This is a genomic window from Butyricimonas synergistica DSM 23225, assembly GCF_000379665.1.
Lineage (GTDB): Bacteria > Bacteroidota > Bacteroidia > Bacteroidales > Marinifilaceae > Butyricimonas > Butyricimonas synergistica.
On record NZ_KB903359.1, the window covers coordinates 1,233,056 to 1,256,327 of the forward strand.

General features: G+C 40.4%; 24 protein-coding genes. All 24 read right to left on the reverse strand.

The window, feature by feature from the left end; translation table 11 throughout:
• Position 1 precedes the first annotated feature (1 nt).
• Positions 2 to 1,360: a UDP-N-acetylmuramoyl-L-alanine--D-glutamate ligase gene (gene murD / locus A3CY_RS0105430; RefSeq protein WP_018336890.1), complete on the reverse strand. Its 1,359-nt coding sequence runs from the start codon at positions 1,358 to 1,360 to the stop codon at positions 2 to 4.
• 30 nt (positions 1,361 to 1,390) lie between these two features.
• Positions 1,391 to 2,641: a phospho-N-acetylmuramoyl-pentapeptide-transferase gene (gene mraY / locus A3CY_RS0105435; protein WP_018336891.1), complete on the reverse strand. Its 1,251-nt coding sequence runs from the start codon at positions 2,639 to 2,641 to the stop codon at positions 1,391 to 1,393.
• A 4-nt stretch (positions 2,642 to 2,645) separates the two neighbouring features.
• Positions 2,646 to 4,094, reverse strand: a complete 1,449-nt coding sequence (locus tag A3CY_RS0105440) for a UDP-N-acetylmuramoyl-L-alanyl-D-glutamate--2,6-diaminopimelate ligase (protein WP_026207336.1) — start codon at positions 4,092 to 4,094, stop codon at positions 2,646 to 2,648.
• 22 nt (positions 4,095 to 4,116) lie between these two features.
• Entirely contained in the window at positions 4,117 to 6,228 is a 2,112-nt protein-coding gene (locus tag A3CY_RS0105445) for a penicillin-binding protein (RefSeq protein WP_155828187.1), read from the reverse strand.
• A 2-nt stretch (positions 6,229 to 6,230) separates the two neighbouring features.
• On the reverse strand, positions 6,231 to 6,608 hold the full coding sequence (locus A3CY_RS0105450) for an FtsL-like putative cell division protein (protein ID WP_018336894.1): 378 nt from the start codon (positions 6,606 to 6,608) through the stop codon (positions 6,231 to 6,233).
• Between the two features lies 1 nt (position 6,609).
• Complete coding sequence (gene rsmH / locus A3CY_RS0105455) at positions 6,610 to 7,518, reverse strand: 16S rRNA (cytosine(1402)-N(4))-methyltransferase RsmH (RefSeq protein WP_018336895.1); 909 nt, start codon at positions 7,516 to 7,518, stop codon at positions 6,610 to 6,612.
• Positions 7,518 to 7,979 (reverse strand): division/cell wall cluster transcriptional repressor MraZ, encoded by a 462-nt coding sequence (gene mraZ, locus A3CY_RS0105460; RefSeq protein WP_018336896.1) that lies wholly within the window; start codon positions 7,977 to 7,979, stop codon positions 7,518 to 7,520. The genes rsmH and mraZ overlap by 1 nt, the downstream gene beginning before the upstream one ends.
• A 215-nt stretch (positions 7,980 to 8,194) precedes the next feature.
• Complete coding sequence (locus tag A3CY_RS0105465) at positions 8,195 to 8,827, reverse strand: DUF6266 family protein (RefSeq protein WP_018336897.1); 633 nt, start codon at positions 8,825 to 8,827, stop codon at positions 8,195 to 8,197.
• Between the two features lie 82 nt (positions 8,828 to 8,909).
• Positions 8,910 to 9,518, reverse strand: a complete 609-nt coding sequence (locus A3CY_RS0105470; RefSeq protein WP_018336898.1) for an N-acetylmuramoyl-L-alanine amidase — start codon at positions 9,516 to 9,518, stop codon at positions 8,910 to 8,912.
• A gap of 39 nt (positions 9,519 to 9,557) precedes the next feature.
• Positions 9,558 to 9,935 carry a 3TM-type holin gene (locus tag A3CY_RS0105475; RefSeq protein ID WP_018336899.1) on the reverse strand — a complete coding sequence of 126 codons (378 nt, stop codon included), beginning with the start codon at positions 9,933 to 9,935 and terminating at the stop codon, positions 9,558 to 9,560.
• A complete protein-coding gene (locus A3CY_RS0105480; RefSeq protein WP_018336900.1) occupies positions 9,932 to 10,558 on the reverse strand; it encodes a DUF6266 family protein in 627 nt (208 codons plus the stop codon). The genes A3CY_RS0105475 and A3CY_RS0105480 overlap by 4 nt, the downstream gene beginning before the upstream one ends.
• A gap of 255 nt (positions 10,559 to 10,813) precedes the next feature.
• Positions 10,814 to 12,094, reverse strand: coding sequence for an ATP-binding protein (locus A3CY_RS0105485; RefSeq protein WP_018336901.1), 1,281 nt, complete (start codon positions 12,092 to 12,094; stop codon positions 10,814 to 10,816).
• Between the two features lie 150 nt (positions 12,095 to 12,244).
• Positions 12,245 to 12,658, reverse strand: a complete 414-nt coding sequence (locus tag A3CY_RS20310) for a hypothetical protein (RefSeq protein ID WP_169503561.1) — start codon at positions 12,656 to 12,658, stop codon at positions 12,245 to 12,247.
• On the reverse strand, positions 12,576 to 12,878 hold the full coding sequence (locus tag A3CY_RS0105495) for a hypothetical protein (protein WP_155828188.1): 303 nt from the start codon (positions 12,876 to 12,878) through the stop codon (positions 12,576 to 12,578). Before A3CY_RS0105495 ends, A3CY_RS20310 begins: the two co-directional genes overlap by 83 nt.
• Before the next feature lie 105 nt (positions 12,879 to 12,983).
• Entirely contained in the window at positions 12,984 to 13,433 is a 450-nt protein-coding gene (locus tag A3CY_RS0105500) for a WxcM-like domain-containing protein (protein ID WP_018336904.1), read from the reverse strand.
• Positions 13,430 to 14,131: a WecB/TagA/CpsF family glycosyltransferase gene (locus tag A3CY_RS0105505; RefSeq protein WP_155828234.1), complete on the reverse strand. Its 702-nt coding sequence runs from the start codon at positions 14,129 to 14,131 to the stop codon at positions 13,430 to 13,432. The genes A3CY_RS0105500 and A3CY_RS0105505 overlap by 4 nt, the downstream gene beginning before the upstream one ends.
• 27 nt (positions 14,132 to 14,158) lie before the next feature.
• A complete protein-coding gene (locus A3CY_RS0105510; protein WP_018336906.1) occupies positions 14,159 to 15,361 on the reverse strand; it encodes a glycoside hydrolase family 88 protein in 1,203 nt (400 codons plus the stop codon).
• Between the two features lie 97 nt (positions 15,362 to 15,458).
• Positions 15,459 to 16,493 (reverse strand): polysaccharide deacetylase family protein, encoded by a 1,035-nt coding sequence (locus A3CY_RS0105515; RefSeq protein WP_155828189.1) that lies wholly within the window; start codon positions 16,491 to 16,493, stop codon positions 15,459 to 15,461.
• Positions 16,494 to 16,498: 5 nt separating this feature from the next.
• Positions 16,499 to 17,368 carry an AAC(3) family N-acetyltransferase gene (locus A3CY_RS20315; RefSeq protein ID WP_018336908.1) on the reverse strand — a complete coding sequence of 290 codons (870 nt, stop codon included), beginning with the start codon at positions 17,366 to 17,368 and terminating at the stop codon, positions 16,499 to 16,501.
• Positions 17,369 to 17,371: 3 nt separating this feature from the next.
• Complete coding sequence (locus tag A3CY_RS0105525) at positions 17,372 to 18,715, reverse strand: acyl-CoA synthetase family protein (protein WP_018336909.1); 1,344 nt, start codon at positions 18,713 to 18,715, stop codon at positions 17,372 to 17,374.
• Positions 18,712 to 19,992, reverse strand: coding sequence for an O-antigen ligase family protein (locus A3CY_RS0105530; RefSeq protein WP_018336910.1), 1,281 nt, complete (start codon positions 19,990 to 19,992; stop codon positions 18,712 to 18,714). The genes A3CY_RS0105525 and A3CY_RS0105530 overlap by 4 nt, the downstream gene beginning before the upstream one ends.
• On the reverse strand, positions 19,989 to 21,422 hold the full coding sequence (locus tag A3CY_RS0105535) for an oligosaccharide flippase family protein (RefSeq protein WP_169503563.1): 1,434 nt from the start codon (positions 21,420 to 21,422) through the stop codon (positions 19,989 to 19,991). The genes A3CY_RS0105530 and A3CY_RS0105535 overlap by 4 nt, the downstream gene beginning before the upstream one ends.
• A gap of 16 nt (positions 21,423 to 21,438) precedes the next feature.
• On the reverse strand, positions 21,439 to 22,623 hold the full coding sequence (locus tag A3CY_RS0105540; RefSeq protein ID WP_018336912.1) for a glycosyltransferase family 4 protein: 1,185 nt from the start codon (positions 22,621 to 22,623) through the stop codon (positions 21,439 to 21,441).
• Positions 22,610 to 23,203, reverse strand: a complete 594-nt coding sequence (locus tag A3CY_RS0105545; protein WP_018336913.1) for an acyltransferase — start codon at positions 23,201 to 23,203, stop codon at positions 22,610 to 22,612. The genes A3CY_RS0105540 and A3CY_RS0105545 overlap by 14 nt, the downstream gene beginning before the upstream one ends.
• Positions 23,204 to 23,272 lie beyond the last annotated feature (69 nt).

Consider the following 23,272-nt stretch of genomic DNA (forward strand, 5'->3'; position numbering starts at 1 on the left):
ATTACTTCCTTGTCAAATCACACTGTCTTTTTATCTCTCTTACTTTTTCCTTAAATAACTCACCCCTATTCTCGTAATTTTTGAACAAATCAAAACTTGCACAACACGGGGAAAGCAAAACGACATCTCCCTCCACGGCACGACGATACGCCTCTTCCATCGTGGCATCAAGGCTACGCGTATCTATCACTTCACAAATCGGGGAAAAAGAATCAATCAATTTCTTATTATCCACACCCATACATATCAGTAACTTCACCTTCTCCCGCACGAGGTCAAACAAAACGCTGTAATCATTCCCTTTATCCGTTCCTCCGGCTATCCATACCACGGGAGCGTGCATACTATCCAGCGCGTACCATGCCGAATCCACATTTGTAGCCTTCGAATCGTTGATATAAGTCACTCCATTGACAACTTCCACGGTTTCCAGACGATGTTCTACCTGCGGGAAGGTTGTCAATCCCTTTCTTAATTCATCATCACTCACTCCCGCCTTTAATGCCGCCAATATTGCGGCCATCGCGTTATACACGTTATGCCGTCCCTGTATCGTGATATCTTTCTTATCAATGCGGAATGTCCTTTCCCTCCAAGAGGCTACCACCGTATCTCCATCCGTATACGCGCTCAAACCATCATTCTCCGAATACGTAAAACCAGCCATCTCCGGAACGATATCACCTCGTTCCACCCGTTCCCGTACCACATCACAATCATTGCCATAGATAAACAAATCCTCCGCTCTCATATTATTCAAAATACGGAACTTAGAATTAGCATAATTCTCGAACTTATAGTCATAACGATCCAAGTGGTCAGGAGTAATATTGGTCAATATCGCCGTGTCGCACCGGAAACGGAACATCCCGTCCAGTTGGAAACTAGACAATTCCACCACGTAAACGCAATGCAAGTTATCCGCCACTTGTGCCGCCAGACTGTTCCCGACATTTCCGGCAAGCCCCACGTCATACCCGGCTTCTTTCAATATGTGATATAACAGCAAAGTGGTAGTCGTCTTCCCATTGCTTCCCGTGATGCAGTACATCTTCGCATCCGAGTGCCGCCCGGCAAACTCGATTTCCGAAATCACCTCGATTCCCTTTTCACGCAACCCGACAATCATCGGCAATTTATCCGGAATTCCCGGACTCTTTACCACAACATCAGCTGCAAATATCTTCGCTTCCGTGTGTTGTCCTTCCTCGTACTCCACACCTAATTCTTCCAATACTTTCTTGTACTTATCAGCCAATTTTCCTTTGTCTGACAAGAAAACTTCATATCCCAATTTCTTTCCCAATCGGGCTGCCCCCGCTCCACTTTCTCCTCCTCCTAAAATAACCAACTTCTTCATATTATAATCACTTAATCGTAAATCTCTAAATCACCGAATTTTCAACGTAACGATTGTTATCACAGCCAAAGCAATTCCCACGATCCAAAAGCGTGTCACGATTTTCGGTTCCGGAATCCCTTTCTTTTGGAAATGATGGTGCAAAGGCGACATCAAAAATATTCTTCGTCCCTCGCCATATCTTTTCTTCGTGTACTTGAAATAACTTACCTGCATCGCTACCGACAAATTCTCCACGAGGAATATCCCGCAAAGGATAGGAATCAACAATTCTTTATGAATCATGATGGCAAACACCGCAATAATACCTCCCAAAGACAAACTTCCCGTGTCCCCCATAAATACCTGGGCAGGAAAAGAATTGTACCACAAGAAACCAATCGTGGCACCGATAAAGGCAGCGATAAACACCACCAACTCCCCGGAATGCGGGATATACATGATATTCAGATAATCGGCATACACCATATTACCCGAAACGTACGCCAGAATACCCAGCGTTGCACCAACAATCGCCGAAGTCCCTGTCGCCAAGCCGTCAAGCCCGTCTGTCAAGTTAGCCCCGTTCGATACCGCGGTCACGATAAATATCGTAATCAAAATAAATACCAACCATCCGATAGGTTCTGCATATTTCCCGAAAAACGCACCAAACCAAGCATAATCAAATTCATTATTCTTGAAAAAAGGAATCGTTGTTCTGGTCGACTTAACATCTTTTGTCAATACCGTTTTGCTATTCTCCGTCGAAAAGCCTTCGTCCACGGTGTTCGTCACCACGCCCACTTCAGACAACATCGCTTTCTCACGAATCACCACATCGTCACTCACGTACAAAGTCACCCCCACGATCAGTCCTAAACCGACCTGTCCGATCACTTTGAAACGTCCTTTCAACCCCTCTTTATGTTTCCGGAATACCTTGATATAATCATCCAGAAAACCGATCAATCCCAACCACACCGTTGCCACAAGCATCAATTGAATATACACGTTATCCAACCGGGCAAACAAGATCACTGGAATCAATATTGCCAACAGGATAATAATTCCCCCCATCGTCGGAGTTCCCTTTTTCTGCATTTGTCCTTCCAAACCAAGATCACGAATCTCTTCTCCCACCTGTTGCTTTTGCAGGATTCGGATAATTCGCTTCCCGACCACGGTAGCAATCAACAAAGATAAAATGACGGCACAAGCCGACCGGAACGTGATATACTGGAACATCCCGGCTCCCGGGAAATCAAACTGTTCTAAATAATCAAATATGTGGTAAAACATAGTATTACAACTTAAATATTTCCTTTATAACCTCTTTGTCATCAAAATGATGTTTCACACCTTTTATTTCCTGATAATCCTCGTGCCCTTTCCCGGCAACCAGAACAATGTCACCCGGTTTTGCCAGCATCAATGCCGTGCGAATCGCTTCCTTCCGGTCGGCTATCGCCAACACCCGGTCCCGGGCATCTTCCGGTACGCCCGCACGCATATCCTCTATAATTGCCGCAGGTTCCTCGCTTCGCGGGTTATCCGATGTCAATACCACCCGGTCGCTCAACCGACAAGCCACCTCCGCCATCTCCGGACGTTTCGTCCGGTCACGGTCACCCCCGGCTCCAACCACCGTAATAACAGTCCCATCCTTCTTCAAACCTCCTATCGTCGACAACACATTTTCCAAGGCATCCGGCGTGTGAGCATAATCCACAACTGCCATCACCCCTTCACGGGACAAGATGGTTTCAAAACGTCCCGACACCGGAACCAACATACTCATCACGGGCAACAATTCCTCTTTATCGAAACCTAACAACCGTGCAGCCGAATACACTGCCAATAAATTATAAGCATTAAAATCGCCCGTGAACTTCGTCCACACCTCGCTCCCGTCTAGCAATAACAGCATACTGTCCAGATGACGTTCCAGCGTTTTGCAATTAAAATCCGCCATCCGCTTGCACGAATAGGTATATTTACGCGCTTTCGTGTTCTGCAACATCACCATACCATTCTTATCGTCCGTATTCGTCAGAGCAAAAGCCTTCGGCGACAAACGGTCGAAAAAACCTTTCTTCGCCTCTATATATGCCCGAAATGTCTTGTGATAATCCAGATGGTCATGCGTAATATTTGAAAAGATCGCCCCGTCAAAATCCAATCCGCTGATACGGCGTTGGTCTGCGGCGTGCGAACTCACCTCCATAAAACAATACTCGCACCCTTCATCCACCATCCGTTTCATCAGAGAATTGATTTCCAAAGCATCCGGAGTCGTATGTGTCGCGTGCACTTTTTCATCCCCCACGTAGTTACAAACCGTTGACAATAATCCGGCTCGCTTACCCAACAAACGCGCTACCTCGTACAACAACGTCGCTGTTGTCGTTTTCCCGTTTGTTCCCGTTACTCCCACCAATTTCATCTTCCGTGACGGATGCCCGTAATAGGCTGATGCCATCCATCCTAACGCTTCCGAGGAATTCGCCGTTTTCACCACGACAATTCCCTCCGGCAAATTTTCCGGCACCTCCTCACAAACCACGGCTATCGCTCCCCCGGCAATTGCCTTACCGATAAAAGCGTGTCCGTCAACACTCACCCCTCTTTGGGCAACAAAAACGTCCCCCTTGCCCACTTTCCGGGAATCAAAGTGAATCGCCGAAACTTCTGCTTCCGGCCCTCCTTGCACGATCTCGCAAGCTACTCCCTCTAACAAATCTTTTAATTTCATTACTCTATATATCAAATAATCTTCAATCCAGTACTATCCCTATATAACTTCCCTTTCTCACCCTCTGCCCCGGTTCCAACGACTGCTTACTCACCGTCCCGCTCCCGCTTACACCAACCTTCAACCCGCTATTTTCCAACAAATACAGCGCATCCCTCAACCCCATTCCTTTCACGTTCGGTATCACGGAGAAATCCACGTTTCGTGCTTTCAGTTCAAACTCTTTCCCTTCCTTATCCCGGGAAGTTATCACCCATTCGGCATTCCCCGCCTCGTCAGTCACATCTATGCCCAAATTATCATATATGGTCAGAAAATCTTGTTTCATCCCGTTCTGACTGATTGGCAATATCTTATCAAATTTCACCTCAGCATCATCATGCCGCATCAACGATGCCATCGAATAAATCTTATCGGCTATCTCCCGAAATACATTTCCCGACACGACATTCCCGTAATACCCTACCGAAGTCGACGGGTTATCCACCACCACAATACACGTGTACAAAGGCTTATCCGCAGGAAAATACCCCACGAAACTGGCTCTATATTTAGGTTCTACCTTATATCCTTTCTTACCTGCCGCTATTTTCGCGGTACCCGTCTTTCCCGCGATCTTGCAAGCCGCATTTCTCAAATTCTTCGCCGTACCATTCTCCACAACCCCTTCCATCATTTGCTTCATGTACTCCAAAGTCTGCTTGCTGCATATATTATTAGTTACCACCTCCGGTTCCAAACGTTCTATCACCTGGCTCCCGTCACGAATCTCTTTTACAATACGGGGCTTCATCCGCTTTCCACCATTTGCCAAGGCGTTATAAAATGCCAACACTTGCAACGGAGTCACCTTTAACTCATACCCGAAACTCATCCATCGTAAGGAAGTTCCGCTCCACGACTTATCCGTGGGATACTTGATGTACGGTTCCGCCTCTCCCACGATATCAATCCCCACTTTCCGATTCAACCCCATGGCATACAATCGGTTTACAAATTTTTCCGGCTGTTTGCGATAATGTTCGTACACCAATTCCGTAATACCATTCAGCGAACGCTCGAAAATAGATTGCACCGTCACTTTCCCTACCGGCCTCTTGGACTCCCGCAAAGTCACCCCATCATGCGTATATATGCCATCCCCTAAATCGATCGTATCCGCCGGATGCACGTACCCGTCTTCAAGCAGAGCCACCATCGTGGCAGCCTTAATCACCGATCCCGGTTCCGCCGCATCCATAATCGCGTTATTCAACACCTCACGATAACCCGACGACGTTTTCGACACGTTCGCTATCGCCTTAATATCTCCCGTCTTCACTTCCATCAAAATAGCAGTACCGGCATCCGCCCTGTAATATTCCAACTGGCGAGTCAACGCTCCCTGCACAATATCTTGACAATCTACATTAATCGTTGTCACCACGTCATTTCCATCCACTGGCTCTTCCTCCGTCATAGAAATCCATCTACCGGACATCATCTGCCGAAAACTCCTTCCCGGCACACCCCGCAATTGTTTCTCGAAAGCACCTTCTATTCCCACACGTCCTTCGAAACTGCCATCCGCCGCTTCATTCAAATACCCTATCGTCCGGAATGCCAGATCACGATGCGGCTGCAATCTCACGTTCTCTTGCTCAAGAATCAAACCGCTTCGGGTACCCCTCTCCCGAAAAATAGGAAATTTCTTAACCGCCATAAGTTCGGTATAAGAAATTTTCTTCTTGTTAATCAACAGGTAACGATTAGGTTTCGCCCCGAATTTTCCTTTCCATAACTTCTGCCTGTACACCGCTGCCGAAGCATCCCCGAAAAACTTTGACAGGCAAATTGCCAGGCTATCCACCTTTCGCCTAAACAGCGTATCCGCCACCGCCACACAATCAAACCGGAGCGAATAATACGGCACGGAACTGGCAAGAATACGCCCGTCATCGGCATATATATTTCCCCGAACAGGAGCTATCACAAAATCTTTTTTGGAAACATTCTGAGCTTGTCTTCTCAATTCATCCCCCTTCCACACCTGAACATACAAAGCCTGTATCACGATCAACACCGCAATCCCAATCACCACCAGGTAAACAAGCCCCAGACGTCCCGCCAACTCATGTTTCATTGAAGATGCCATACCTATTTCTCTATCTTTACCGGAGGTTCTTTACTCTGTACCAAATCCAAACCCGCTTCCTTCACGCGTCTCTCCACCTCCGAAGGCACGCTGATCCGCATTAATTCAGAAGCCGTCGTTACCGACTCGAAACGCAAATTGCCCAACTCCTTCTCCAACGCCACCTTCTTCATGTACAACTTCTCCGTGTTATATCCATTCGCGATATACAAGATTCCCAATAACGTCAAGAAAAGAATAAACCCCATATTCCGGCGCAACACCGTATCGGCGAGCAGACGCCCGTCCAACACCTCCTTCATGGACTCTGCCAATACCTCCTTCTGCTCCTGGGAGGGAGATACAAAATCCTTCACTTTCTTTTTCTTGAACCACTTCATATCACATCCTTTCCGCTATTCTCAATTTGGCACTTCTAGCTCTCGGGTTACGTTCTACCTCCTCCTCCGACGGAACGATCACCTTCCGGTTCACCAACTCAAAATTCCGTTTCACGTGTCCGTAAAAATCTTTTTCCACTTTTCCCTCGAAATTCCCGCTCTTCAGGAAATTTTTCACGATCCGGTCTTCCAGCGAGTGATAGGTAATCACCACCAAACGTCCCCCGGGACGCAATGCCAGTTCCGCCTGTTGCAACATTTCTTTCAATACATCCAATTCCCCGTTCACCTCGATACGCAACGCTTGATACACCTGTGCCAAATATTTTTTCTCCTTCTGCTTCGGCACCCGGGGCGCTATCACTTGCAAAAACTCCTCCGAACGTTCAATCGGCTTCTCCGCCCGAGCCTTCAGAATCAACCCCACCAAACCGCGGGCATTCTCCACCTCGCCATACTCCCGAAACACCCGGATCAACTCCTCCTCGCTATATGTATTCAACACGTCAGTTGCCTTCAACCGTCCTTTCCTGTTCATCCGCATATCCAGTTCCGCGTCAAACCGAAACGAAAATCCCCGGTCAGCCTCATCAAACTCGTGTGACGACACGCCCAAATCTGCAAGAATACCATCCGCCTTATCATACCCGCAATACCGCAAAAAATTCCGCAAGTAACGGAAATTATGGTTCACGAAAATAAAACGGCTATCATCCGGCACGTTCGCTAACGCATCCGAATCTTGATCAAACCCTATCAGGCAACCGCCCTCCAAACGTTTCAGAATCTCCCGCGAATGACCTCCGCCCCCGAAAGTCAAATCGAGATACACCCCCTCCGGGTCAATATTCAACCCGGAAACAGATTCTTCCAACAATACCGGCACATGATACAAAGATTCCATATTCATCACAATCCTAAATTTCCAAAATTCAATTTATCCGTCAAAAGTACAAATTCCTCCGTACTCAACGCACCCTCTTCATACTTTATTTTATCCCAAATCTCGATCTTCGAATCCAACCCGACCAAAACGATCTCATCGCCCTCAATCGCCACTTGCTCAAGCATTTTACGGGGAATCAGAATACGCCCGTTAGCATCCAGCTCCACCTCCAAAGCGCCATGGAAAAAACCTCTTCGGAAACGCATATGTTCCTGGTTAAACGGGCTCAATTTAGCCCGCAACTCTTCCGCCAGCCTCAACCATTCGCCCTTAGGATAAACATCTATACATGCCTCGAAAATATTTCGCTGCAACACGAAAGAACCCTCCTGTACAGCCTGCATTTCCTTACGAAAAACAGCCGGTACCACCAAGCGTCCCTTGCTATCCAACTTGCATGTATAATCTCCTATAAACGACAACATATTCTTTATCCAATTTAGTGATGTAAAGTTATTAAATAATTTCCCACTTTAAACCACTTTCCCCCACTTTTTTATTGTTAAAATTACAACAATTTAAAATACAATCACTTAAACAAAATTCAGTTCTACAATTTTATAACATATGCGACCTTACGACTTTACGGACATTTAGACCTTATGGACTCGAGGCTGTGTTGAACACAGCCTCTCCCTTGTTACCCTACTGTCAGACTCACGCTATTCGAACAGACCTTCCCGTTTTTCTTCATCGCGAAACAATAGGCTTTCACGTTCTCCTCCGACCAATTCTCGGGCAACGGATAACTCGTACTCCCACTTTCACCTCGGACACGTAAAGCTACTAATCTAGACCTTTGTGCTTCCGTTTCATACAACACGGCATATACCAAGTCATCGCTGGCAGCATACCCCTCTTCCGCTTTCTCGGACTCTTGCTCAAAAAAATACTTATTCGTGTCCGAATCGTAGGTTACGGAAACCTTCGGCGTATTCCTGATTCCAGTAGCCACAAGCAGACGGGAATAATCCACCGTCACCGCATAATCCTCCCCAACGCTCACGCATCCCATGTTCAATGAAACGAACGCATTAGAAGTCGTACCGTTCCCTATTCCCCGGAATCCTTTCTGAACCACGGGCAACAGCCAGCGTGATAGTTCAATCAACGCCTTCATCTTCGCCCGTTGCACCAACACCTCCGGACTCGGATTATCCTTTCTCGCGAAAATCTTCGCCCTGGCGACATTCTGCTTGTTCATGTAACACATCGTCACGTTACCAACAGACTTCGTTACCCTACCTAATAAATAAGAATTAAATTTTGCCATAACAATAAAATTTAAAAATGAATAAATATAAAAATAAACACTCGTTTTCTATTTGTAAATCACCCAATCGGCAATCACAAAATCAATAATATCTCACCCAGTCCGGCAACTGCAATGCAGGTCCGGGATCTACCTTTCTCTCTGTCACATCCGAATGCCCCACGATCTCCTGAATTGAATAACTATCAGTCAACACCCCGCACACCTCGGCAAGCACTCTTTCCTGTACTTCAGTGTACCTATGCCAATACGTTTTTCCCGATCCCGCCTCATCAACATACACCTCATCGAAAGGCACCACAACCCCGCACTCCGCGACAAACTTTCCTCCTTCCTGCCGAAGTTGTCCTAAATTATCCAACTCTATCCCCAGCGAACAATGGTTCAAACCGCTCCGTCCCGCGTATCGGCTTTTCCCGGCGTGCCAAGCCACAATATTAAACGGTACCAACTGAACCACTTCTCCCGCCCTCCCGATCACGAGATGAGCCGAAGCCGCCACATCCGGTCTTGCCAGATAACGAACCGATGACATAACACTCGAACCGGCAGTGTAATGCAGAATAATCATATCCGGTCCGGCAATCACTTGTGTATTCTTCCCGCAATCCACATGAACCACCCCATCTCCCTCCAACCGATGGTTGACAATTGAAAACTGAGAATTAAAAACGCCATAATCTAAAATCATAAATCGCAATTTAAAATCGTAAATCATCACCGAATCGTGTCAGCGTCGGCTCTTCGCGAGGGTTGTCAAGATTTTCTCCCCGCTTCTCCCGACCACATATCCACCCAGCCCGATCTCCAGTAAATCCCAAAAACGGGAAGTATCCGAGAGAATCGATATATTCGTGAACGTACCCATCAAAATCACCGCGGCAAACGTCAGCATCACCAAAGGTCGCCACGACCGTTGCAACCAATTCCCTTTCCCCTCCTCCTGCAACAACGCAGCCTGTGCCTGTATCAACTCCTGCTCTCTTTCCAGCAACAATCGTAACAAATCCGCCTCCAGTTGCTTCTTTTCCCGGGCAGGCAAAGTCAATCGCTCCACCACCCCGCTCACGGCATCCGCCACGTTCTTTATCGGACTCACCCCACTCATAAACAGATATATTGAGAATTTGAATACTCCATACCCTTATCCGACACGAAAAAACAATATAAATGCACTTTCACGCCCGCCTCCCGGTCAACACGAAAACTTGCACCTCCATCACACCTCCGGGCTTCCACTCCCTCCACGACCATCGGCATAAACTCCCGATTCCCATAAATCACAATCACCCCCAACCGGTCATCCATCTCGGGTTCCTCCTCACCCGAATCTCCATCCCAGCACAACACCACCTGCCCCTCCTCATCCATTTTCCCCACCAAATCATACACGCACTGCCTCTTCCCTGCCGTAAAATGAATCTGCGAAAAATCCCTGATTTTCCCGTCCTCTTTGAAAGCCTTCACGTTCAACTTCATATGCAAAGCATACCCGTTAACCGCGATTCCCTTCGCCGACTCGTTCCAGATTCTCCCGATAGGCGATTCCTTCACCCTTTGATAAAACTCCACTGCCACCCTGAATTTCGAGCGCACCGCTTCCTGTTTTGCCGTTTTCGGGTTACGTACCACCGAGGGCAAAGCCCTCATGTAAAGCTTCCCGCCCCGTTCGCAAAAGACGATATTCCCGACTCGTCCTTTAAGCCTAAAAACACTACTTACTCTTGCCATAATTTTTTCTTTTAAATGATTATCACAAATCACCTCGACTTGCGAATGCAATATTAGCGCATCCCCACAACCTGCCTACTACACGTAATTATTAATTCATAACATTTCCTTGCAAACATCTATCCATCAACCCCATTCCAAAAATAAAAATTACCGATCGAGCTATTCCCCTAACGGAATCACCCAATCGGCAATCACCAAATCATAGAGCCCCGACCTATCTACATATACCTATTTTTCATTTCAAACCTTCTACTATTCTTCTTTTCGAAGTAAAGCATATAGATTCCATGCTTGAACATGTTTAATGCCATCTCGTAAAGGCATTACAATATCATCTAAAGAAACCACTATCTTTTCAAAATTATCGTCAATTCCTTTAAAAGCGGAATACTCCCTTTCTATAGTAGCTTCATCCGTCAGCATATAGGTACATTGCCAATAGATGATTCTATCCGCTTTTTTGGTAACAAAATCCACCTCCTTATTACGCAAGGCTCCGACATAAACATCGAATCCTGCCCGCTTTAATTCCAAATAAACGAGATTCTCCACAAGAAACCCGTACCCATACCCGTATCCAGGGTAGAGATAATTTTTATAAGCGAGATCATTCATATAGTATTTTGCATTACCTGATAAAATATCCTTCCCCTTAATATCGTACCTGTCGCACCGATGAACCAAAAACGTATCTTCGATATAGCCGATATAGGTAGCAACAGCATCATAACCCGTTTTCCGTCCTTGACTTTTAAAATAATTAACAATTCCAGTAACCGAAACCAAATTAGAAGCATTGTTCACCAAATACATGAAAATATCTTCAAGCAACTTTGCGTCCCGGACATTATAACGCTGAACAATATCTCGTAACATCACCGTATCTTTCACGGCAGACACATAATTTCGTTTAACCTCCTGCTTATTGAGCATAAACAATTCGGGGAGTCCTCCTCCTTGCATATATTCCAAATAACTTGCTCTATCCTCTTTTTTACTCGTTATTCCCAAGAATTCGAAGTAGCTGAATGGAAAAATTTCAAACGAGACATACCTTCCCGATAAAAGCGAGGCTAATTCTCCGGACAACATCTTAGAGTTCGAACCACTTATAAACAACTCATAATTATCGGAGTAATCCTGAGAGTAGGAATTGACAACTTTTTCCCAACTCTCAATCATTTGCACCTCATCAATGAAAATATACACCTTGCCCACAGGTTTCAGATTCTCTTTATACACTTTCAACAATTCATCCAATTCTTTATAAGTTTTTAAAAACTCAAGATCCGTGAATTCCATGTTGATGAATAGCGTATTCTCGGGTTTTACCCCATCATCTATCAGTTGTCGTGCAACTTGCCGCAAAATATAACTTTTTCCGGAACGTCGTTGACCGACCAATACTTTTATCAAACGATTTCCCAAATAATCGGCAATCTTTTCCGTATATTCTTTTCGCTTATACCCCAGATCAATGGAGTTTGTCCCCCCAAAATTATACTTCCGAAGTAGGTTGAATTTTTCGTTCATATCCAAAGATTTTGCACAAATGCAACAATTTTCGGATATATCCGAAAATATTGCAGAAACTTTATCAACCTACTTCCAAAAATAAAAATTACCGATTGAGTCATCCCCTAACGGAATCACCCAATCGGCAATCACCAAATCACAGAATCCCTAATTCTTCCTCCTCCACCCGCACCTGTTATCTGCTTCCTTCAAGATAGCGGCAATCATCCGCTTCAAAAAAGGCGTCAACTCCCGCTTGCGATCAAAGAACTGTTCCCGCAATTGCTGATAATTCGATATATCCTCCCCGAACACCTCTTTCACCATCGCCACCAGATCCTTCTCCCCCAACGCATCCCCGGCAGGCGAATACAACTCATCCACCAGCACCAGCCCCTCGATCAACTCCATGATCATCATCTTGTACTTCGTCGACTTCCACCGGATCATCACCCGGACCGCTTTCTTACTGTCATCCGTTCTCCGGCAATCCCCCCGCTCACGTGACCAACGGCACTCCGCCTCCACCAGCTTCAACGCCACCCGGATATAACAACAAGCCCCCTCCCCATTTTTTCCCAAAAGCGCCGTCCCTCTCAACACGCTCCAACCAGAATTCCAACCCCACCCGAGCTCCCGTCAGCATTCTTTCCCTGACCATGAGCTCATCTTCCGCCTCGCTCACCTCTCGCAACTCCCCCGCGAACTCCCGAATGGCAACTTTAAAACTCTCGTCTTCAAAACTCACACTTGAACCTTCAGCCAACAAAGCGAAAAACCTTGTTTCCAACAAATTTTTCATAGCATAAATATTACAAATTATTAAAATAAAAAAGCCCCGGGCACACTCCGCCCGAGGCATATCATCAATTTCTCAATTGCCAATCACAAAATCACAAATCGTAAATCATCTAAATCTCGCTTCCCTTTTCTCCCAATCCACCCATAAATTCTTATCGTATCGCCAACTATCCAATAACGCCTCTTCATACCGCTTCCCCGAGAACACCAACAACACCGCCCCCGGCTCTTCCGCCTTGATACAATTCCCAAATCCCTCCGGCACGCAAACAATCTCGCTCTTCGCTTCCGACAGATGAAACACCTCCGCCTTCAAATTCTCACTCGGGTGCTCCCAATCATCAATCTCCACCAACCCGATCGTGAAAGCCCCTTTCACGCAATAGAACCACTTCTTCTCGAACTGGTGCGCATGCCAACCCCTCACGATACTTTCGTCCGGATGATGAATAAAATAAAACCTCTCCACCCCCTCGAAATCAAAACCATTCAAAGAAGAAATTAATCCTCTATAATCCGTGAAAATTTCCCCCTCAACTATTTTTACCTTTTTCATATTCTACCCAATTTCACCAATACCAAAAACTTCACTAAATAAATCTGCCGTTTTATTCTTGATGGCTGTTTCACCAGTCGATACGCCCATTCCAAGCCATGATCTACCCACCACTTCGGGGCTCTTTTCACATTTCCCGTGTACACATCAAAACTTCCCCCCAACCCTTGATAAATCGCAGGATGACGTTCCAACATTTCCTCCATCAACAACTCCTGTTTCGGGGACCCCATCGCGACAAACACCACATCAGGTTTCTTCACCGCGACATCTTCTATCAAATTCCTCCTCTCCTCCTCCGTTTGAATATACCCATTGCGATAAGCCACAATCCGAATTCCCTCAAACTCCGCTTTCAACTTATTCACGGTAGCCTCGATCACCTCTTGTTTCCCTCCCACCAAATAAAACGTTTTATCACTCTGGTACAAAGAAGCTATTATCTTCAACCACAACTCACATCCCGGAATCTTCACCACCTCCTTATACCCCTTTTTCTTCATAGCCATCACCGCCCCAATGCCATCGCAATACCCTATATTTCGATTTATAATCCCTCTCGTCTGGTCCGTAGCGTGAAGAATTTTCTCTGCATTAATCGCCACCAAAATACCTTTCTCCCGTTCCACATGATCCAACAATTCCTCATGAGAAACAAAAGCATAAACCCTCACACCATTCAAATATACATTTTGTATCATAATCACTCAAATTAACGACCTATTTCACGGGCACTTACTTGTTTCTAATATATAAAAAGACAACGCATTAAACATGAAAGCGTTACTCCATCTCATATAAGAAATCTTAGAACTTATACCAGGCTTCAACTGATAATAAAAATACCCTTTTTTATCCTGCATATGATCAATTGTCCATTTCAACACCCTCTCCACAAACTCCCGATAATCACTCAATTTATGCAACCTGCTTAACGTTACCAACAACTGTCCCGGACAATGAATATCAATAGGATATTTCCGGTCATGATAATATTTCGGACAACCGTCCTCCTCAAAGAAATTTTTAATATAAAAATCAAATCCCTTTTCTATATTTTCATGAAAAGATCCGTCACCCGTCAGTTCCTCGTAAGCGATCAATCCGTCCAAATTATATCCCGTGTGAAAACTATCAATCCACCCCTGTACCGGCAACATACCATACACCCAGGAACCATCTTCTTTTTGCCCCTTGCAACAAGCAACAACCGAAGCCCTTGCCGCCGTCTTGTACTCCTCTTTGCCTGTATAATAATAGCAATAAGATAATAATCGGCTTCCTAATAAAGAAGCATTAAACACCGTATCATTCCCTTTTAACGGACTATACGAGAATAAAAATCCGCCATTATATTCAGCCCTGTGCAAATCCTCTAAAACAAAATCAGCCGCGGATAACGCACACTTCAAATAGCCTTCATTCTTTGTCACCTCGTAAGCGTCCATCAATGCAGTAGCACAAAAATTTGTAGCCACAACCGTAGGTGTATTCTTTGGAAATAAGAATAACCGTCGTGCTTGCCAATCAAAATTATACCCCCAGCAAGCACCACGATACCCCTCCGACCGCAATGAAATAAGCAATTCCGCCAATTCTTCAATCCTCGTCTTTATCATTCCTGCCGTTCCGACCCTTTCTGCTAATCGCGGAAATTCCACCACCGCCTTATACAAGTTGCAATACCCCGACAAAAACAACCCGATCCCCTTGGCATTATATTCTTTCGGGACTAAAGCCATCCGCCTCAAATTAATTGGACTACGCTTAAATCCCTGTATCAAAACCAATCTACAGACTGCAGACTTCTTAAAAAAGGGAAGAAATTGAAACAACCGTGAATTCAATCCGTCATACGGATCCCATCCACGGAACCTCTCTTTTTCACAATAATCACACAACACAACAAATGAATCAATCACTTTCATCTTTCATTTTCAACATTTCACAAGAACTCAGCAACAATAAACTCCTCGTATATAGACTTATCCACGACCACATTTACTTCTATTTCAGCATCATCCCTCAATTTAAAATAAGTCCATACACATCACTAATTGTCTTATATTTAAATACATTATTTGTTCTTTTCAATAAATACTTCAATCCTCTCTCTCCAACATAGCTCTTAGGATGACCAACAAGAACAAATAAATTTCTATCTTGCGATTTTATCATTGAAAGAAACTTTTTGTGCATAGAAGGAGTTAACAAACAAAAATCCCAAGTTTGACATTCCTTTTCAAAAAAAAATTTGATTTTACTAAACTTACCTTTTGTCCTATCGCAAATTTTTGCGTCAAAAGTATTTCTTGCAGACTCTTTATTCCGAAGTAACGACTTTATCCGTTCTCTTGAAACATATTTCGTCCAACGAGTAATAGGGAATGCAACTATTGGTAATTCTATCAGTCCTAAATCTCCTTGCATTTCTAATTCTTCCCCAACATACCAGTAATCTATATCTATAGGAATATTAGTGTAATCATAATTTGAAAGAGTTCCTTGCTCTTTACCTCCTGGATAAATTGAAGAATCTACATATATTCCTGAATGCAGCATCGCTTTAACAATTTCTTTTGATGGTTGAACATTATATCCACCTGCACGCAAAGCTATACAACGATACTTGGGATTAATTGGTTTTATAAGCTCTTCAATTGATTGTTTACCTTTTATCAATAAATTTACAAGAGAATATTCTCCTTCGTGTAAATATCCTCCTAATTTCCAATCTGCTAAATCAACATTCCATCGTCCTTCTTGATATTTTGCATTTACCCACTGAGGATGAAGATGTAGTTGCACATCATGACCTTGACGATACAAATCTTGAATTTGTTTTTCTATCGCTTCTATTGGGTTTTGAGTATATCCCATTTTATTACCATTATTCCATTCTTCTTTTAGCCGCCAATATTCTATAACCTCAAAAAAGAAAGTAAATTTCAAATTATATCTATCAGCAACATTTAAAAGTGCATATGTCGGATCTATTATATGCTTAAACACATCACCACTTCCATCTCCATAAAGCTCGTAATCAAGTGTAAACAACATCTGTTTCATTTCAATAATCTCGTATGTCCGTTTGAAAATTCAATTTTGCAATTTTCAAACAATTCACTATTACCTACAATATAACAAAATGTAAATCCCAATTTTTTTCGAATATAAGAAGTACAGTTAATTTTTTTCACATAATCTCCAGCCAAAATCAATCTCGCATTTAATGCTTCATCATGAACCTTTGTCTTTACATTAATTATTTTCCCACTTTCAATTTTAACTTTTAAATTGTATATTTCAGATTCATAATAATCCTCAACCCCACACAATAAAACATCTTCGAAAGTGTGAAAAATTGGAATATTTTTAATACCCAAACCTAATGATTTTGATCCCAATTTCAATAATTTCCCATAAGGAGAATCCCAATAAAAAGGAGTTGTAGAATTTTCATGTCCAGAAACTATCAACTTGGAATCTTTTCCCCATACGCATACAGCCTTTGTAGGATGAATACTTTTGACAACCCCTTCAGAATGTGCAAAAACATTCGTCAAAATTCCCATCGAAGATTTTGTGTTTTGCATATCAAAAATATTTCCTTGCCTAGCCCATTCATAAGAATTTCCTGGTGGATAATAAGGCATCATAATCACCCCTTCATCTGTTACAATTTTTTTTAACAATTCGACCAATTCCTTTGGAGAAAAAGTTGCATTCAGATTACCGAAACTTGAAGCAACAATTAAACGATCTCCTTTCTTTATTTCAAGTTCTTTAAGTAAGAAATTTTCCATCATCGCAAGTGTTACTTTTTTTCGAAAAATTCCTTTACTTTGATTTACCATCTTTCTTTTAAACTTTTTCAATGCTAGACGTTGTTTATAAGAAAGGATATTCTTTAAACAGCTTTTTATATAATTCATAAATCACATATCAACGATAATACTATTTACTTTTGTAGAACGCCCTTTAGATATCTCTCGAACAATATTTATTTCATAGTCAAATAATTCAGGCCATTTTAACTCAATGTCATCTACAATTCTTTTTCCAACTTCTTGCGTATAATTCTTTTTAGGTACAATTTTAATAATCAGCTTCCCTTTCTCCTTTTGTACAAATTGTAACGAATCAATATAATTCCAAACATAATCTTCTAATGCAAGAATTGCAATTCCAGATATTTTATTCCCTTTTTTTGTAGTAAGAAACGTTTGTCCTCTTCCGTCTAAAGACTTTATAAAACCACTACTATCAATTTTTCCAAAATCTTGTGTTTTATACCGAATAAATGGCATTGCTTCATTCCAATAAGAAGTACCTACAATTTCATAATTACCAAATTCATCTTCAAGATTTTCATTATATGCATATAAATTATCCAATTGGTAACTAATTGTTTTTTGCTCCTCATTTACAATTGACTTCCCTAAAGCAACATGTTCTGACATATTATAACTGCAATATATCTTAGGACTCCCAAATGCTCTATTAAAATTTTCATAATGAGCGAATAAAAAAACGTCCGAAGTCAATAATAATCCCTTCACTTTTATCGGCTGTAAACCGTTATCATTAATATATCTAGCGAATAAATACAATAATGTAGGATAGGAATGTATCACATCAGGAACAAACTTCACACAAGAATTATAGATATTTTCAAACCATTCAGGTACTAGATGTACCGGAGAAACCAATAATCGATTACCACAACGTTGAACTGGAGTTAATGAAATATCACGTAATGCTTCTAGCCCAATACGTATTATTCTTGTCCTTAAATAATCAAATTTAATATCACGTAACCACCATTCATGAAAAGCTTTCTGCATCCCAATTTCTTGATGACTATTAGCGATTAATATACCTTGACCTGTTGTGCCCTCTGTAGAACCTGTTTTCAATTTATCCGCATGATACTTTTCATTTATGAAATTATCCCAATTATTCATCACAATTTGTTTTGTTAGATAAGGAAATTCTTCTAACTTTTGATAAATATTTTCAACTGTTAATGATGCCGGATCAATATCTACATTATCACGATACCACGGAACATATAATAGCGCTTCTTCCAAAACATGTTTCATTTTCTTTCTAAGAGCAATATTTACTATATCCAATTGCCCTAACTCTTTCTGTCTAGACAAATAAATAACATCATTATAAACAGACGTATACAACCATGATTTAGGGAATGGACTAAAAACATAACTTCCCCAACGGCTTTTCTTTACAATATGCTTTATTGCATCTAAATATTTCATAAATAAGAATTATTATTTACTAATACTAATTGTTCATTTTTCGTCGAAAGTATAATAAAAGCAATCCCTACAAATAAAAGTGAAGATTGCGTACTTGAATAAGCATGCCCTGCAAAATAACCATGACCAATAAATAAACATACTGCTATTATTCCCCAAAAATTTATTGGCAATTTATATTTTATATAACGACAAAAAGTAATATATAAGACATAAAAAGAAAAAAATAACACAACTCCCCCTATAATAATACCGTAATACCCAATCAGATCATGCATATCCATTTCTGTCAAACGATATCCTTCTACATTTCGAATTAATGCAACACTCCTTCCAAATCCTGTATAACCTTTCCCTAGCCCCCATTGTATTATATTAAAACCTTCAAAAACTTGTTCTGCAGCTTCTTTTAAACTTGTACGCGACCCACCCGCTAATAATACATAAAATCGTTCTAACATATAACTATCTTCAGAGAAGAGATAAAATACATTATAAACGATATAACTTAATAAAACAAACATTCCCAAAAACATAAATATTTTTTTTCCTCGAGTCAAAAAAATTTTAGATGAAAATAAAATGAAATATATCAACATTATCCACACAATAATACTCCCTCCAATTCCCGCCATCGTACCAAGCATAATTGTAGCTATTGTAACGACAATTATCTTTATCAAATAATAAATCTTATGTGTAGAAAGATACAGATAACATAACAAACAATTCGTAAGTAATAAAACTAAACCAATATCATTTCCCGCAGTAAAAAAACCTTTTGTTCCAAACCCATATGCAGAATCTATTTCACCATAAGAATTTACACCTAACCCCAAATAAAACAAAACAATAATAGAAAAAGCAGCAATTACCCCATATTGCGTCAATAATTTTAGAAATTCATCATTATTGATATATTTTTTCATTCCAAATAAAAATGCCAAAACCCAATATGAGAAAGAAAATTTAATGAAATAATTCAATTCACTAGTTAAATCAAAATAAGGTTCACACACACACCAATAAGTCCAAGTCAAAACATAAATAAATAATAATAACGATGCACATTTAAAGAAAGTACTCCACTTATTCAATAAGCATACGACTAAACATATAACTAAAATAAACCCCTTGTACAATGCTGGGAAAAAAGGAGTTGTATTAAAATAATGTTGAATATACCCATTATACATATCAACAAATACAGAAATAACAAAAACTAACCATAAAAAAAATTGACAACATATTTTATATGGTATCGATAAAAGATTCATAACCTATTTATTTTCAAAATATAATTTTTATAACACCAATATATATTTATTGCCAAACAAACAATACAAATAACAAATTTCACGATAAACGATAAACCACCAAAAGAACACAAAAAAGTAAAAATTAATAAGAAAAAAGAAAGAAAAAAAGAAGGCTCTTTTACTACATGATAAGGCATTATTTTATACCTCAAATATAAGGGAAGAAATAACAATACTACTAATACATAAGCAATCGTTTGCCCCCACACAAACCCTAACACACCATATTCATAAAAATAAAAAAATAACCCTACAGAAAGTAAGGTAAAAATCCCATTATCAACTAAATACAACCAAGTCTTTTCTTTTACGGCAACAAAACGAGCAACAGCTTGGCGATACACACCCAAAAAAACAAAGAAAAACATATAATTAGAAATCTGACGAATATTTTCTATGTTATATGATGCTCCATATACCCAATTAACAATTTCAGGAAAAAGAATTAACGGAACAGATATTAGTAAAGCCACTTGTAATGGCAATAAAATATTCAGTTTTTCCAACAACAAAATATCAGTTGACTTTCGATACTTAGACATCATACTAACAAATGGTATACATACCATAAAAGCAACCCCTATTACAATCAATAAAATCACATTTATGATTGAATAGTATCCCATTTGTACATAGCCATTGGGAACAGACACAAGCCTCGTTTCATTATACCACGATAAAGCAGCAGTCAAAAGTCCGGAAGTTATATAAGGTAACACAAATGTCAATACCATTTTACATTCAAGCATACACTTGTTCAAAGAAGGTTTTAATTGATACTCTTTTAATACTTTTCTCAACTCGATTCGAGCAAATACACACACAATCACATTATAAAATATATAGGCAAAAACGGCACCCTTCAAATGATAAAAATAGGTACACACATAATACACGGGAAATGCACAAACGATCTGAAGTAAATTAATTTTACTAATACATTTGTATCGATTAAAACCTCGTAAGATTCCAAATTGATTATTATTAATAGAACTAACTAATATTACAATAGATGATGCTTTCAAATATCCAGTTAATTCTGGTTTATTCAACATTTTTAACGCTATTACATCCGAAAAGCCCCAAGAAAGAATGAATAAAATAATACCGAAAACAAAACTAAACATGTTAAATATCCCTATCAATTTTCCAACTTTCACATTATCATTTGGGAAATATTTTGCGATATAATTAGTTCCCGCCAATCCTATGCTTGAACCTACAAAATCCGCAAATAGCATGGTTGTACTACGAATGATACTAAATTCACCATACAATTTAGCTTGCAAGATTTTTGCAACAAAAATCCATATTAGAAATAATAATATTTTAGAAATAAAAGTTCCTACTATCGACCAAAAACTATTTGCGAACAATTCTTTCAACATACCATGATGCTGAATTTTACTTATTATCGCACGTACCATAATACAAAACTAAAAAACGATCAATTAGATTTCCCCAATCATAATGTTTCATCAAAGCTTCCCGCACACCTTTGGGATCAAAAGAAGTTTCTAAGCATTCTATTATTCTTTGAGCTAAATCACTCGGTCGTTCCCTTGTTATATCTATTGGTGCTCCAATATACATATTCAATGTTTGACGAAATTCATTTATCATCGCATAATATCCAATGACAGGAATTCCTACAGCTAAAGCTTCTGTATAAACAAGTCCAAAACTTTCAAACTTACTTGGAACAACTAACAAATCTGATTGAGTATACATTTTAAGTATATCCTCAAATTTTGTACGTCCGAATACTTTATACTCAAAATTCCAGGTATGATCTTGAATATATTTTTGTGCTTCATCATTACATATTATCAATAATCGTACTCTTGTATTAAAATAGTCATTATTATCAAGAGCTTCAAGCAAAAAAGACAACCCTTTTGTTGTCAAACTTTCCTTATAACCATTAAATATTATAACTTTCTTATTATCGGCACTCTTAGAACAGGATTTATATGGATAATTATCAAAAAAAGTCGGATTAGATATCTTTACCAATTTAGTCAAATCTCCTAATTTAGCTTTTTGATGCTGAATTAAAGCGACATCCGAAATATATATAACATTGGAAGCAACCGCATAATTATCCCGCAATAAAATTGTCAGTTTCTTATCTTCAGGATAATTACCATCTAACCAAAAACCATGATCTGTTATAATAATGCTTTTGGAATACTTAAGCCATTTTAAAGCAATTGCAGCAGGATTATACAGCGAATGTATATGAATAAAATCCGGTGTATGTTTCTTCAAAAACACAGATAAAGTTGCGTAATAATATGCTATTAACACATTGGTCTTAAAAGAATATCTACGAATAGTATAACCTTTCACAAAAAACAACATCAAAAAACCTTTCAATACCGCTTTAATCCATCCTATTTTCAAGGAATTTATGACATCAGGATGCTTTATACCAAAAGGCTTATGATAACATATAAAAGTTTGAATTTTCTCTTTATTTAAAGCACTAATTAAACCATCTATATGCGTTGCTATTCCCCCAGCCGCAATTCCTCTATACCTTGCAGGCAAGGTGCCGATTATTAGTCCGATCTTACTCTTTTTCATTTCCTTTCAAAATTCTTTTTGCCACAGATTTACAAGGGACTCCAAATGCTATTGACATAGGAGGCACATCTTTCGTAACAACAGATCCTGCTCCAATAATAGAGCCATCCCCTATATGCACTCCTTTGGTTACAACCACATTCGCCCCAATCCATACATTATTCCCAATATGTACATCTCCTATTATATGCCCACAATCACGTACACTCAACGTTGTATTAATATCATGATCATTAGATACAATATAGCAATTGCCTGCAATCATAGTATTCTCTCCAATTACAATATTCCCCACGCCTGCATTAATAATCGTATTATATGAAATTGAAGTTCTTCTCCCAATCTTTAACATACTATTACGTCCAATAAGCATACAGCAATTATTATGGATATCTACATGATCTGCAATATCAACATTACAATACCATCCTCTAATTTTACAATTTCCCACAACTTTCAAACTCCGTCCAATCTTCGCTCCAGAAAGAACATATTTATACCTGACATAACGGCTAGTCAATTGAATTATTCCTCTTCTAAAGAGCAATAACAAAATCGTCAATATTTTTCGAACGACCATACCCTATTACCTCCTAGATTTTCTTTCATATTCATAATATAGAATTAAGATTCCACACCATAATCCTTT